Source organism: Pseudanabaena mucicola FACHB-723, assembly GCF_014696385.1.
GTDB lineage: Bacteria > Cyanobacteriota > Cyanobacteriia > Pseudanabaenales > Pseudanabaenaceae > Pseudanabaena.
Map to the genome: position 1 here is coordinate 46,762 of NZ_JACJQB010000002.1, position 13,383 is coordinate 60,144.

General features: G+C 41.6%; 20 protein-coding genes. 12 read left to right on the top strand and 8 right to left on the bottom strand.

Annotation, left to right across the window (positions count from 1 at the left end; all coding sequences use genetic code 11):
• Nucleotides 1–107 precede the first annotated feature (107 nt).
• Nucleotides 108–1,487, top strand: coding sequence for a UDP-N-acetylglucosamine 1-carboxyvinyltransferase (gene murA / locus H6F41_RS01780; protein WP_190401767.1), 1,380 nt, complete (start codon nt 108–110; stop codon nt 1,485–1,487).
• 122 nt (nt 1,488–1,609) lie between these two features.
• Nucleotides 1,610–2,140, top strand: coding sequence for a 2-amino-4-hydroxy-6-hydroxymethyldihydropteridine diphosphokinase (folK, locus tag H6F41_RS01785; protein ID WP_190401768.1), 531 nt, complete (start codon nt 1,610–1,612; stop codon nt 2,138–2,140).
• Nucleotides 2,141–2,191: 51 nt separating this feature from the next.
• On the opposite strand, the gene H6F41_RS01790 is transcribed toward folK, so the two are convergent.
• Nucleotides 2,192–2,521: a 2Fe-2S iron-sulfur cluster-binding protein gene (locus H6F41_RS01790; protein ID WP_190401769.1), complete on the bottom strand. Its 330-nt coding sequence runs from the start codon at nt 2,519–2,521 to the stop codon at nt 2,192–2,194.
• A gap of 122 nt (nt 2,522–2,643) precedes the next feature.
• On the opposite strand from H6F41_RS01790, the gene nusB reads away from it, so the two are divergent.
• The gene (gene nusB, locus H6F41_RS01795; RefSeq protein ID WP_190401770.1) at nt 2,644–3,285 is read left to right on the top strand and encodes a transcription antitermination factor NusB; all 642 of its coding nucleotides are present in this window, start codon (nt 2,644–2,646) and stop codon (nt 3,283–3,285) included.
• Between the two features lie 31 nt (nt 3,286–3,316).
• Here nusB and H6F41_RS01800 read toward each other — a convergent pair whose 3' ends face one another.
• From H6F41_RS01800 to gvpA, 4 genes are all read right to left on the bottom strand, one after another.
• Complete coding sequence (locus tag H6F41_RS01800; protein ID WP_190401771.1) at nt 3,317–3,643, bottom strand: gas vesicle protein; 327 nt, start codon at nt 3,641–3,643, stop codon at nt 3,317–3,319.
• Complete coding sequence (gene gvpN / locus H6F41_RS01805; protein WP_190401772.1) at nt 3,644–4,525, bottom strand: gas vesicle protein GvpN; 882 nt, start codon at nt 4,523–4,525, stop codon at nt 3,644–3,646.
• Nucleotides 4,522–5,664: a coiled-coil domain-containing protein gene (locus tag H6F41_RS01810; protein ID WP_190401773.1), complete on the bottom strand. Its 1,143-nt coding sequence runs from the start codon at nt 5,662–5,664 to the stop codon at nt 4,522–4,524. Before H6F41_RS01810 ends, gvpN begins: the two co-directional genes overlap by 4 nt.
• A 259-nt stretch (nt 5,665–5,923) precedes the next feature.
• Nucleotides 5,924–6,142, bottom strand: a complete 219-nt coding sequence (gvpA, locus tag H6F41_RS01815) for a gas vesicle structural protein GvpA (protein WP_009626980.1) — start codon at nt 6,140–6,142, stop codon at nt 5,924–5,926.
• Nucleotides 6,143–6,531: 389 nt separating this feature from the next.
• Between gvpA and H6F41_RS01820 the strand changes: the two genes are divergently transcribed.
• The 6 genes from H6F41_RS01820 (at nt 6,532) to H6F41_RS01840 (ending at nt 10,233) form a co-directional block, all read left to right on the top strand.
• Nucleotides 6,532–6,756, top strand: a complete 225-nt coding sequence (locus H6F41_RS01820; protein WP_190401774.1) for a DUF3285 domain-containing protein — start codon at nt 6,532–6,534, stop codon at nt 6,754–6,756.
• Between the two features lie 308 nt (nt 6,757–7,064).
• A complete protein-coding gene (gene ybeY / locus H6F41_RS01825) occupies nt 7,065–7,559 on the top strand; it encodes an rRNA maturation RNase YbeY (protein ID WP_199288622.1) in 495 nt (164 codons plus the stop codon).
• Nucleotides 7,560–7,677: 118 nt separating this feature from the next.
• Complete coding sequence (locus tag H6F41_RS19465) at nt 7,678–7,737, top strand: transposase-like zinc-binding domain-containing protein (RefSeq protein ID WP_456356044.1); 60 nt, start codon at nt 7,678–7,680, stop codon at nt 7,735–7,737.
• A gap of 385 nt (nt 7,738–8,122) precedes the next feature.
• Entirely contained in the window at nt 8,123–8,311 is a 189-nt protein-coding gene (locus H6F41_RS01830) for a CPXCG motif-containing cysteine-rich protein (RefSeq protein WP_190401775.1), read from the top strand.
• A gap of 733 nt (nt 8,312–9,044) precedes the next feature.
• Nucleotides 9,045–9,356: a helix-turn-helix transcriptional regulator gene (locus tag H6F41_RS01835; RefSeq protein WP_190401776.1), complete on the top strand. Its 312-nt coding sequence runs from the start codon at nt 9,045–9,047 to the stop codon at nt 9,354–9,356.
• Nucleotides 9,334–10,233, top strand: coding sequence for a reverse transcriptase family protein (locus H6F41_RS01840; protein ID WP_199288623.1), 900 nt, complete (start codon nt 9,334–9,336; stop codon nt 10,231–10,233). The genes H6F41_RS01835 and H6F41_RS01840 overlap by 23 nt, the downstream gene beginning before the upstream one ends.
• 132 nt (nt 10,234–10,365) lie before the next feature.
• Here H6F41_RS01840 and H6F41_RS01845 read toward each other — a convergent pair whose 3' ends face one another.
• Together H6F41_RS01845 and H6F41_RS01850 are read right to left on the bottom strand one after the other, a co-directional pair.
• Nucleotides 10,366–10,668 carry a HigA family addiction module antitoxin gene (locus tag H6F41_RS01845; RefSeq protein ID WP_190401777.1) on the bottom strand — a complete coding sequence of 101 codons (303 nt, stop codon included), beginning with the start codon at nt 10,666–10,668 and terminating at the stop codon, nt 10,366–10,368.
• A gap of 11 nt (nt 10,669–10,679) precedes the next feature.
• Nucleotides 10,680–10,961: a type II toxin-antitoxin system RelE/ParE family toxin gene (locus tag H6F41_RS01850; RefSeq protein WP_190401778.1), complete on the bottom strand. Its 282-nt coding sequence runs from the start codon at nt 10,959–10,961 to the stop codon at nt 10,680–10,682.
• A gap of 147 nt (nt 10,962–11,108) precedes the next feature.
• On the opposite strand from H6F41_RS01850, the gene H6F41_RS01855 reads away from it, so the two are divergent.
• Nucleotides 11,109–11,303: a hypothetical protein gene (locus tag H6F41_RS01855; protein ID WP_190401779.1), complete on the top strand. Its 195-nt coding sequence runs from the start codon at nt 11,109–11,111 to the stop codon at nt 11,301–11,303.
• Nucleotides 11,304–11,380: 77 nt separating this feature from the next.
• On the opposite strand, the gene H6F41_RS01860 is transcribed toward H6F41_RS01855, so the two are convergent.
• Nucleotides 11,381–11,644 carry a BolA family protein gene (locus H6F41_RS01860; RefSeq protein WP_190401780.1) on the bottom strand — a complete coding sequence of 88 codons (264 nt, stop codon included), beginning with the start codon at nt 11,642–11,644 and terminating at the stop codon, nt 11,381–11,383.
• 152 nt (nt 11,645–11,796) lie between these two features.
• On the opposite strand from H6F41_RS01860, the gene xth reads away from it, so the two are divergent.
• Nucleotides 11,797–12,588, top strand: a complete 792-nt coding sequence (xth, locus tag H6F41_RS01865) for an exodeoxyribonuclease III (RefSeq protein WP_190401781.1) — start codon at nt 11,797–11,799, stop codon at nt 12,586–12,588.
• A gap of 153 nt (nt 12,589–12,741) precedes the next feature.
• A complete protein-coding gene (locus tag H6F41_RS01870) occupies nt 12,742–13,188 on the top strand; it encodes a pentapeptide repeat-containing protein (RefSeq protein ID WP_190401782.1) in 447 nt (148 codons plus the stop codon).
• Nucleotides 13,189–13,383: the final 195 nt, after the last annotated feature.

A 13,383-nucleotide genomic window follows, 5' to 3' on the forward strand; every position in this document is an offset into this window, starting at 1 on the left:
CTCTTAGCCAAGTTAATCTCTGATGTGAGGAGGATAAGGCGATAATTTCTACTACCCGTTCAACCAGTGCAGGTACAAGCAGCACCCTACAGCCAACAATACAAACTATGCAATCGACGATCGATCTCGGCACTGCTTCTCAAACTACTGAGCCAATCGAATTAACCACGCTCGCATCTTCAGAAATGCCTCAACTCGAAACCAACGCCCCAGTCCTCCGCATCATCGGCAAAGCCCCTCTATCGGGTCATGTACCCATCAGTGGTGCTAAAAATTCAATCCTTGCCCTCATGGCAGGTACACTTTTATCCTCCGAAGGTTGCCGTATTCGCAATGTTCCTAACCTCGCTGATGTGCAGCGCATGAGTGACATTCTCGAAACCCTCGGTGTCAAAATTTCCCGTAACGGCGAAGTGCTAGATCTGGATACTAGCAACCTGACCACTAACTCCGCTCCCTATGAACTAGTTAGCAAAATGAGAGCGAGCTTTTTCGCCCTTGGTTCGATCTTAGCAAGACTAGGCTCTGCCAAAATGCCTCTTCCGGGTGGTTGTGCGATTGGTGCGCGTCCTGTCGATCTTCATGTCCGTGGTTTACAAGCTCTCGGAGCCTATGTCCAGATTGAGCATGGCATTGTACATGCCCATGCCACCAGCCGTAACGGTCGCTTACAAGGCGCAAAAATTTATCTCGACTGCCCTAGTGTGGGCGCAACCGAAACTTTGATGATGGCAGCCACCCTTGCGGAAGGCGAAACGATCATCGAAAACGCAGCACAAGAGCCTGAAGTCATTGATCTTGCGGATCTTTGCATCGCCATGGGGGCAAAAATCAAGGGGGCTGGCACCAACACAATCACCATTGAAGGTGTTGAGAAGTTACACTTTGCAGACTTTACGGCAATTCCCGATCGCATTGAAGCCGCAACATTTATGGTCGCCGCCGCGATTACTCGCTCGACCCTATCGATGTCGCCCGTAGTTCCTGCTCACCTCACCGCCGCAATTTCTAAATTGCAAGACATCGGCGTAACTGTGCGTCAAGATTCTGAAGATACGATTACGGTCATTGGTGGCGACAACTATCGCGCCGTTGATATTGAAACCTTGCCCTATCCTGGATTCCCTACCGATATGCAGGCGCAATTTATGGCATTGCTCACTATCTGTGAAGGTAGTGGGGTGGTCAATGAAACCGTATATGAAAATCGCCTCCAACATGTTGCCGAACTAAATCGCATGGGCGCAAATATTCGTCTCAAAAATAGTGTTGCTGTGGTTTCGGGCGTACCACAATTGTCGGGTGCTCCTGTGATGGCAACCGATTTACGCGCTTCCGCCGCACTGGTGATTGCAGGACTAGCTGCCGATGGTGAAACCACGGTCATGGGCTTACATCACCTCGATCGCGGTTACGATCGCATTGAAGAAAAATTACGCAATGTTGGTGCAAAGCTCTATCGCACCAATGAAGTCGTTCCCGTATAGCTATAAAACCAAACCCAGTAAGGGTTTTAAAACACAAAATGGCTACGCCATTTTGTGTTTTGGTATAATCTAGTAAAGGCGCTGCTATGCAGCGTCTTTATTTTTATCTATACAGAATTTTAATGACAGAGCTTTGTGCGATCGCCTTGGGGAGTAATTTGAGCAGTGAAGTGGGCGATTCTGAAAAAATTGTCCAATCTGCGATCGCAAAACTCGCGAATATTCCAGAGATTGAGGTGCTTAAGGTTTCTCGGTGGTATCGCACTAAGGCGATTACATTACCTAACTCTGCACCGCAGCCTGACTATATTAATGGTTGTGCGACTTTACAAACTAGTTTGCCACCCATGCAGCTTTTGCAAGTGCTATTAACTATTGAGCAAATGTTTGGGCGCGAGCGTCGTGAGCGCTGGGGTGCGAGAACCTTAGATCTAGATTTATTACTCTATGGCGAGCATCGGATTGATACGCCAGAGCTAGTTTTGCCACATCCGCATATGGGCGATCGCGCTTTTGTGTTACTACCCCTAGCCGAGATTGCTGCTGAGTGGATTCATCCTGTAACTGGATTTGCGATCGCAACGCTTGCCCAAAATCCTCCCGATCTAGCTCTGAGTCATCCCATGGCGCTTGAACCACAAGGAAAGCCTTAACAACGTTGTTAAGGCTTTCCTTGATTTGGTTTTGAGCGCAAAGCGCTATAACTAAACGCTAGAACCAAAGCGGATATTGTATACGTCCTGCTCTTTGTCGGTGTAAATCTCCACATCAGATTTGGGATGGGAAACACAGAGGAGAATGTAACCTTTGGCATCTAGCTCTTCACCCATGCCGCCAATACCCATGCCTTGGCTTTGATCAACTTCACCCTTGACAATTTGTGCCGCGCAGGTTGTACATACCCCTGCATAACAGGAACAGGGCAAATCTAAGCCTTGTTCAATCGCAGCATCAAGAATCGATTGATTTTCGGGTACAGCGACCGTAAAAGTCTGCCCTTGGTGGTGAAGTGTAGCTGTAAAGGTTTGAGTCATCTTAGTTTGGAAAATTGAATAAAGTTAAGAGTCAGTCTGAATGAGGTGCTTTGCCCATCACCCAAAAAATAAACGTCTAGAAAATGATACGATGTGCAATTGGCTTAATTTTATCTCTTCCTATGCAACCCCGCCACATCGCCCGCGAACTCGCCCTCTTTAGTATTAATCAACTACCTAGCCAACCAAACAAGCTAGAGGCTAAAACCCTAGATGACATCGTGACCGCCGTTGTGCGCTCCCTGCACGATGAAACCAAAGAACTATTGCAAACCGCCAGTGCTGAGTTACAACGTGGTCAAGAGCGCGTCAACTCCAGCGAAACCCGCACTGGTGATATTCGTCAAGACATTCAGGCTGTCGAAGGGATGGTGCGTGAAGCCATCGAACTAACTAAAAACGCAATTAATAATATCGGTGCAGCCCTAGACTTTCCCGTGACCCTAGTGCTGGCGCAGCGTACTGAAGTCCGTAATTATGCGATCGACATTCTCAAAACTGTAAATAGTAAGCGATCGCAAATTGATCAAACCATTAGTGATGCCCTCGTTAATTGGCAGATTGATCGCCTTGCTCAAGTTGATAAGGATATTTTACGGATTGCTACGGCAGAAATGTTGTTTATGAGTGTGGCAAGCAAAGTTGCGATCGATGAGGCTGTCGAGCTGGCTAAACGCTATAGCAGTGAGGATGGCTATCGCTTTATCAATGGTGTTTTACGTCGCATTGATGATCAACTTAAACAGGCGCGTAACTCCAAATAAAAAAGGGAGAGCGCTAAGCGCTCTCCCTTTTTTATGATTCTAGTTGCTTGGTTGCGGCGAGTTCTCTTTCCAACAGATTGACTCTCTCTAGTAACTGTTGATTAGAAGCAAGTAACTCTTGAGTTCTTGATGACAAATAGGGGTCAGACTCCCACCAGTTAATCCCGATTTCTTTAGCTTTATCGACAGAGGCAACTAGCAAGCGAATCCGAATACTCAGTAATTCCACACTGCCCACCGACACTGTGATATCACCAGCAATGACAATTCCCTTGTCCAATACTCTTTCGAGAATATCGGCAAGGGAAGAGCCAGTGGTACTGGTTTTGATTGCTTGAGGTCTAAGCGCTTGAGACATTTAAGTTATTTGATCCAATAGTTTAGCGAGACCGAGTTCTGACTCAGGCTTACCATCACCATAGCGAGAAATCAACACATCGAAGCAAAGATCCCGAAAATCCTCATCTTTACCAGAGACCGTAATCTCATGTTCATGGCAAATCTTACCAATCAACAGACAGGCACGTAAGCTCGAAGCTTTGCTACATTCCACCTGACGACGAAATCCTCTAATTAAATTAATTAATTTCAGGGCTTGATTACGATCGAGTCCCACCCGATTGACCAAGATTTGCTTCTCAGTTTCGACATCAGCTTCACCGATATTGATTGTGATCATTCGGTCAAGTAATGCATCTTGAGTAGGATGCACACCCGCATATTCCTCAGGATTAGAGGTAAAGATCGCCCTAAACATGGGATGGACGCGCACATATTCTGTTTGCGAACTATCGGGAGGCAATACAATCAGTTTTTCTTCTAGCGCACTGAGGAGGACGTTATTTACTTCTGGTCGTGAGCGATTGAACTCATCGTAAATCAGTGTGAACCCTTCCTTAGCTGCTAAGGTGAGGCGCGAATCAGTCCAGCTTTGACGCAGATCATCTTCGACCTTGAGAACTGAGTGGATGTAGTTATCAACTACTTTCTTGCGGGTATAGCCTGAATTAGAGCCGACTAGTTGCGACGAGCGTAAGTCCTCATCTCCATAGATTAAGACCATTGGTCTACCCACTAGCCCTGCAAGATGCATTGCTAACGTAGTTTTGCCAGTACCCGCAGGCCCACGCAAATGAATGGCAAAGCCTGATTGAAGATAGCGTAGGGCGCGACGGACTATTTGCTTGGTGAAGTCAGTGCTAATAAACTGACGCGCATTGGCATGGAGAACAGTGGTCATGTTGATGAGCCTTCTGCCATTTGTAGCAGAGTGTTAAGAATATCAGAGGGATCAACTTTGAGCGTATTGGCTCCCTGTGCTAGCAGGTCTCTGACGGTATCCCGATCATTGACGACTTCTAACAGACTAGAGTTTGTTGATAATTGAGCAACATAGTCAACCACAAACTGCTCGATTTTGCCAGAGGTTTTAGGTGCTTCTTTGACAACTTCAATGGGCTTGACGATTTCAGGCTCAGGGACTACAGCAACAGTCTCAGATTTATTGTTTTTCTTTTTTGACTTGGCGGAGCTAGCAGCACTGGTCGTTACTTCTGCCATGGGTTTGCTGATTACCTTCGGCTCTCTGGGCTGAGGTATAGGACTAACGGCAGTTGTGCGGTCGCCCCCCCATACTGATTCCTGTAATTGGGTGCGGAAGTTTTGTAATTTTTGAGCTTGAGATGCTGCTAGAGCAAGGCGATTGGCTTCTAGTTGCTCTAACGATGATTTGACATCAGCGGCGCGATCGCAAAATTCCTGCGCTCTAGAACTAGCATCTTGCTCCGCTTGGGTGAGGCGTTGTTCATTAATTGCTTGAATTTGTTCAGCAACCTCGGCAGCTCTGGATTGTGCTTCCTGCGATCTTTGGGCGGCGGCAGCAGCAGCATTGGCAAGGCGAGTTTTGTTGAGTTCTTCAATCTGCATTAGGGTTAGGGCGGCGCGATCATGCACCAGTTGTTGACGTTGGGCAAGGTCGGCTTTACCTGCACGAATGCGGGCTTTGTGAATGTGTTTTAGCTGCGATCGCATTTTAAAGGTGCGACTTCTTACCTCTTGAGCGCGTTGCTCACTATCAGCAGCAGCTTGCTCAGTACGATTAGTATTTAAATCCCCCAAATATTCTGCGACTTGTTCTGCGCGTTGTTGCATCTCGACTCGACGTGATTCGAGTGCGTTTTCGGCAATCGCCTGTCTGCCCTGTTCCCAAGCAAGACGAGTTTGCTCTGCATGAGCTAAATATTTAGCAGTTGCTTCTGCTTGAGCCTGTAGATCTCTTTCCCTCTGTTCCCGTGCTAGCTGCTGTTCAGACAGAAAATCTGCTCTATCCTGTAGTCGTCTCTGCCTTGCTTCTGCAAATCCTTGCATCAAAGAAGCCATAACATTAACCTCTAATTCACTACTCTAAAAATCAAAACAAATCACAACAAATCAAAATAAACCAAATTTCCCAAGCGCCGCAAGTTTCATAAAATGATCCCCCTTCCCACCGTGTAACTACCCTGCCAAAAATACACTGCTTTGTCAGCAATAATCTAACAAGAGAGTTTTTGGTGAGAAAGGGGTAGAAAAGAAAATCGGTAGGCTAATAATCTATTGTTTAGCGACTTACTGCTAGCGATGCTAGTAGTAAATGTGACTAAGCCGCAGGTACTGCCGCCGATGCTGTGAGACCAACTGCTTCAGCATACTTGAGGTATGTTTCCACAGATGCGATAACGACACGAGCTTCAATTGACAATAGTTCGATTCCCACTAGAGAGACTCTTACCCATGCATCAATAACAATGCCCTTATCTAAGATCCGATCGATGACTTCCGCTAGACTAGAGGAAGAGTTGACTTTTTCGACTGCCATAGTAATGTTCTCCTTGAGCTAACTATGTTTGGCATTTAAATTCTGCCTATGCAAACCTTACTACACAACAGCAAAATTACTTATACTTGTTTTAGCGCTTTGCACATATCATCCTAATTAAAGATGACATGATTCATTCTATAGGCTATGTCAAGTGTTGACAGTAAATTTTCTTTAAGAGAAACCACAAACAATAATTTTTTGTTGCGCCTACATAACTTAGCTTTTAAGTCAATAGGCTAATCATGTATTTTCCATCAAAGGCTTTGGCAATCTATTGTTTTTTAAGGCATGATTGTTAAATCTATTTCTAAATAATAACTATAGTTCGAGTCAGCTTACTGCAAATTTATTTGCAAACTATTTTTTTGATTACCGACACAAAAAGCATGAATACTAATTCAAACAATCAACCCAGTTCAACTACTCAAGGGGATCTTGACAAAGCTACTAGGTCATCGCAAGATGGGCTTCAAGGCAAAGAGGATGCTAGTTTCGTGAAACTTGCGATGCGGAATATGGTCAAAAAAGGTGGTACATCTCTTTTTCATTTTTTTCTGACAATTGTCGGAGTGTTTGGAGCTTTATTAGGTTTGGCAATTGTTTTTCATTAAATCTATTTTTTTACAGAATAATTTTCTGACAAAAATACTGTGGATAATGATATTTCTGAAATTTGATTAATGTCTTTTCTTGTTTTTTCCTGATTTAAATTGGATCTAAACTGCTGCGAATTATGTTAAGCATTTTGATCGTGATAATTCTTCAGAAAAACAGTTTTAAGCTTAAATAATTAACTGAATACAATTAAACATAAAAGCCAAAAATCTATGGCGAATGTGCAGTGTACACCACAGTTTTTTGCTCTAATTTTTAATTATGCCCGACTACTTATTTATATGATTAACGAGGTGATAAAAACTTGAGTATTGAATTGTATTGTGAAATTTATCCCGAAATTGCAGATTGCCATCCGATCGCAGTGGAACAGTGGCAGTCATGGTTTGCTAGTTGGGAGATGTATCTGCGATCGCAAAATGTGATCACAGAGGATGAGTACGAGTTGGCATTGGCGATCACCGATGACCCAACTATTCAAAAAATGAATTGGCAATATCGGCAAAAGGATTGCCCAACCGATGTTTTATCCTTTGCAGCACTCGAATCAGATATGCCAGACATCCCTAGTGATGAGGAGGATGACTATGTAGAGCCAACCTATTTAGGAGATATTATCATCTCCCAAACTACGGCTATGCGTCAGGCTGAGGAGCGAGAACACTCGCTCACCTATGAATTAGCATGGTTGGCTGCCCATGGTTTATTACATCTATTGGGTTGGGATCATCCTGACGACGAAAGCCTAGAGGCAATGCTACAACAGCAAGACCGAATGTTACAGAGTATTTCTTTTTAATTAATATTGGAAGAGTGGCGATTTTCTACAATTTAGGAATCTATCCTTTACTCGATCATAGACAATGCTCAGTAAATTAGTGATATGAGAAAATAGAGGCAGAGCCAAGGAGAAGGCTATGGAATGCCCCCACTGCCAAAGCCAAAAGATAATTAAAAATGGGAAACATCATCACTAAGATGGCAAAGCGCTCCAGAATTATTTCTGCAAAGGATACAGCAAGAGATTTAGCGAAGGAACGCCAATATCAAGGCTGAGAACACTCGCAGAGGAGGTTTCTTTTGCACTGAAGATGAGAAGTGAAGGAATGGGAATCAGAGGTAGTGGAAGAGTGCTAGAAAAGTCCCATGTCAGAATCATGAGATGGGAGCAAAAATTGGCAAACCATTCACAAAACTTACACGAACAGCGATCGCCCCTACTATCTCAATCTGAATCAAAAAACGATCGCCTCAAACATCGACACTTTCATTACACAAACGATCTCATCAAAATTCTAACTACTTTGAGAAATATTCAAATCAATCATCAAATTGCGTACAATTATGACTAATTTTTAAATTATGCAAGATACTGTCGAATATAACTGTGCTTTTTGTGGGGAACCCAATATGACATTCGTTGACTTCAGTGCTGGAATGCAACAGTCCTATGTGGAAGATTGTCAGGTATGTTGCCAACCAAATGTGTTGTATATCCAAATTGATGAAGATACTCTAGATATTGAAATTAGCAGCGAACCAGAAAGTTAGTTTTTGATCTTCATAGCATCACTTAAACTAAATCACAAAGCGATCGCCTAAAGTATCCACAACCTCGCCACACAAACGATCGCACTCAACAAACCAACAACATCAAAGCTGCAATCGCCTCAAACATCTATAAATAAGGTTCGCTGGCAGCGAACCTTATTAGCGAAATTATGTTATATTAAAAAAGTCGGATTAAAAGAGATATGCCACTTACTAGATTGCTTCGGTAATCTGAGGAAAATGCAAGCTCATTTTCTGCTGTGTTCCTTGATTAACGCAAAAATAGTGTTACTTTATGTACCTACAATGTGTTACTACAACGCACACTAGCGCATCCTAGGCACTGGATGCGCTCTGTATAGGAAGGGTTAAAACGGGTGTTCTCTAGGTTTATTTAAGGCACGCTCATTTCTCGCAAGAGATTGAGTGTAAATAAACAATACAGGAGACATCTCTTATGAAAAAGTCTAAAAAGACAATTTCTCAATCCGATAAACATCTGAATAAGTCCAAAAAACCAAAATCAAGACAATCTAGCAAGCGTCAGTGGCTGGAGAAGCTACGCAAACCAGAGACACTGCGTTCACTAATTAAACTTGGTAGTCAAATCTATAGTGCTTACAAACTATTGAAATGTCTAGTAGAAAAATTCCTTGAATTCTTCTCTTAAGTTTTGTAAGCTTATTACCCTTCTATACAACTTCTATAAACCTCTAATCCAAGGAAGCTAGATATGTTAAATAAAGCTCTAAGGTTGATGAGAGTATTTCATGATTTATCACAAAAAGATCTTGCAGAAAAGCTAGGTATATCTAAATCCTATTTGTCAGAGATTGAATCTGGTAAAAAACAGCCGACGCTTGATTTGCTGAATCGATATTCAAATATTTTTGATATTCCTTTGTCATCAATTCTATTTTTCTCGGAAAATATAGAATCTGATGTTAAGACTGATAAGTTGAAGACTTTTATATCATCTAAAGTCATTGCTATTCTTAACTTTATCGCTGAAAGATCAGCTTATGATGCCACAGTTAAAGAATAAGTATTCTAGATACGATCTCAATCAGTCTCCATTTTTTCGTTTAACATCTCAAACTAAACTTGCTAAAGTCTTATGGATTAGTAAGCGTAAGCTTGAGATTCTTATAGATTCAGAGAATTTATACATAGAAGACGTATTCATAAAATCTGGTAAAAGTAGGTTGTTGGCAAAGCCAAGATATGACTTAAAAAAAGTTCAAAAACAAATTGAGGATATTCTCAAAAGAATAAAATGTCCTGATTACTTACATAGCCCTAAAAAAGATTGTTCCTATATTAGCAATGCAAAGGTTCACACGAATGCGAATGTAGTCGTAACTCTTGATATACAAAATTATTTTTCTTCTACTCCATCAAGACGAGTGTACTGGTTTTTTCATAAGAAAATGCAATGCTCTCCAGATGTAGCTAGTATTTTAGCGAAATTATTGACTTTTAAAGATCATTTACCCACAGGTAGTCCTTCAAGTCCTTTAATTGCATATTTTGCATATATCGATATGTGGAATGAAATTAATGAACTCGTTGAAAATGCAAATTGCAAGTTAAGTCTTTACATAGATGATGTAACTATCTCAGGACAGAATGTTTCAGAAAAACTAATTTGGGAAGTCAAAAAGAAGATTTATAGTAACGATTTATCTGTCAATAAATCTAAGGAGAAGCGTTACTCTGGCAAACAACCTCGTCAAATAACTGGAGTTATACTAACGCCACAAGGTGAGATGAAGCTCCCTAATCGACAACATTTAAAAATGTATAAAGTTCGTAAATTAATCAAAAAAACTGACGATCCAGAAGCTAAAGATAATTTAACTCAAAAACTGAAGGGTTTGGAATCACAAGCTAAACAAATCATGTCATCATCAAAGACATAACAGATGAGATTGCTTTTAAATTCTCTTTGGTTGACTAGCAAATGGGACACTCAACTTAACCAAAGACTTTTGCAACATACTTGGCTTAACACTTAAGCAAACTTGATTGCGATCTTTTACTGGGATGATTATCTAATGTAACGCTGCAATCGGGACTATTTGACACAATATATCGCCTAAATTCCTTTTTGCTTCCATCAACTCATAGGCATAATGCAACCTCAAAAAATAACCATCCGACAACCCAAAATAGCGACATAAACGTAAATCAACATCCGCAGTCATCGGAGCCTTACCTTGAATAATTTGCTGAATACTCAAATAAGGTAAACGTAAACTCTCAGCCAAACTATTTGTACTAATATTTAATTCTTCTAAAAACTCATATTGCAAGATTTCGCCAACATGAGGATTACGCAGTAAAATATTTTCCATTGCCTTTCCTCCTAATGATAATCAACAATCTCAACATCATAAGCATTTCCATTTTGCCAAACAAAACAGAGTCGCCATTGCTTAGTGATGCGAATACTGTATTGTCTGAAGCGATCACCAACCAGTGCTTCTAAATGATTGGCAGGTGGTACACGCAGATCTTCCAGATTAGCAGATACATCAAGTTGACGTAGTTTGCGTAAAGCTCTTTCCTGTATATCTGATGGTAGCTTACGCGATCGCAAGCCTTGCCAAATCTTTTCGGTTTCTTTACAAGCAAATGAAACAATCATTAAAGCCCAACCATCTGAAATATAACAAACCACACTCACCATGCAACAGGTTTAAAATTATCATTTGCGAGCGCCCCAAAACTTAAACTTGATTAGCAACTACCTCTCTCAAATTGACCAAATACTTTCGTAATAAGTATTGCCAAAATGGTGACAGTGCAATGTTTTAATGCCAGAATCAATAACAGCTTGCCTATTTATGGGGTCGTGACAACAGGAATAATTTGGAAATTTTTACGTCTTGAAGCGAAAACACTTTGGACTAGTCAAGAAGATTATTTCATCAAGGAAATTGGCAAATTAATTGGTATTGTATCTAGTCCCTTTCAATCCTATTTTTAGAATAAATCCATAATTTTTTATGCGTTAGCGATTGGCATCACTTAGTGTCGCCAATCGCTTTTGAGTTTGGGACAGTTTTACATCACTTGTACCTGCATACTTTCCCATTGAGACTTGCTATAGGTCTTGAGTTGCAACGCATGGACAGCACCACTATCGAGATGATGTTGGATTGCACCATAGACTAATTTATGTTGCTTAATCATGGATAAACCTTCAAACTGCTCCGCGACCACGATCGCAGTGAAATGTTGTCCATCATTGTTAGGATCATCAACCTGAACCTTGGCATCAGGGAGGGCAGTACGAATTAACTCAGCAATATTATTGTGGGTAACCATTGTAGACAAGCTCAAATAATTCAAAATAAACAGCTGTCCACATTGTGCCATATTGCGATAGGCGAAGGCTTGGTGATACAGCGTCCTTAAAAAGAATTAAAACGCTAGGATATCAATCGAGTTTTGCTGAGAAATACAAATACAAATAATTTATGAAAATCGCCACTTGGAACGTTAACTCAGTCCGCACCAGAATTACGCATATCTGTGATTGGTTACAGGCAAACCCTGATGTGGATGTCCTCTGTTTACAAGAAACTAAGGTGATTGATGCCGACTTTCCCCATACTCCATTTACAGATTTGGGCTATCAAACCTATATCTATGGTCAAAAGTCCTATAACGGTGTTGCCCTAATTTCGCGATCGCAATTGCAAAATATCCAAACTGGATTTGCATCGGTGTTAGGCGATCTTGAAGACCCTAGTCTCGATGAGCAAAAACGGCTAATTACCGCTAAATTTAGCGACATTCAAATTGTGAATATGTACGTTCCCAATGGCTCAGAAGTTGGCAGTGAGAAATATGAATATAAATTGCGTTGGCTGAAGCTTTTAAAAAACTACTTAAAAACCCTGCTATCCCAAAATAACGATGTCCTGATTTGCGGAGACTTTAATGTTGCGATCGCAGATCTTGATATTTATGACCCCAAGGGTCGCGAAAACAAGGTCATGGCTACCGACATTGAACGAGAAACCCTAGCGCAAGTCTTAAATCTTGGCTTTAAAGATGTATTTCGCAAATTTGAAACCGCAGGTGGCTACTATAGCTGGTGGGACTATCGATCTGGCGGCTTTAGCCGTAATCGTGGCTGGCGGATTGATTATCATTTCCTTACGCAGTCTCTTTGCGATCGCGCCACCGCCTGCGTGATCGATGTCGAACCCCGTAAACTCACCCAACCCAGTGATCATACCCCTGTCATTGTCACCATTGATTAGATAGAGTAAAACCAATTCACGGAAGTGTGGTCACACTTCCATGAATTAAAACCAAACCCATTCAGGATTTTCAAAACACAAAATGGCGTAGCCATTTTGTGTTTTGGTATAAGTTGTGCAGTTCTTAAAATCGAAATTAGGAGAGATTTGACTATGAAATATCGCCTATTTTTTGCGATCGCAATCCTTATATTGCTACTGTTTCCCCTCCCTGCGTGGGCAGCCAATCAGGGGCAAATTTTAGCACTCCAAACTACTAGAAGTTGTCAATCCTGCGATCTGACGGGCGCATATTTACCAGTTAGTAAATTGGACTATACCTACTTGCTGGCGGCAGATCTCAGCAATGCCAATTTAGTCGGCGCGAGTCTTACCTTCTCTAACCTCAGCCGTGCCGATTTGAGCAATGCCAATCTTAGCTATGCCAACCTACGCCGTACCAAAATGCTGTTGACCAACTTTAGTAATGCCATCTTTGACAAAACTGACCTCACAGAAGCCGATCTCACCAGTGCCAATGTGTCGGAGGCTCAGTTAGCAACGGCAAAGTTATGTAAAACGACTTTACCAAGCGGAATCATTTCTAACCGTGATTGTTAATCCCTTCCTTGAATAATTAGTGGAAACGGATTAAGACAATAAAAAAGAGAGTTGCTTCGCAACTCTCTTTTTTATTGTTACAAAAATTGCAACTGCAAAGCTAACACTAAAAATTAGTGACAAACTCAAATTAGATAAATAATTAATAACTTGCAGCATCCAGTTCTTGAGCGGTATCGCAAGTTATGAGGAGTA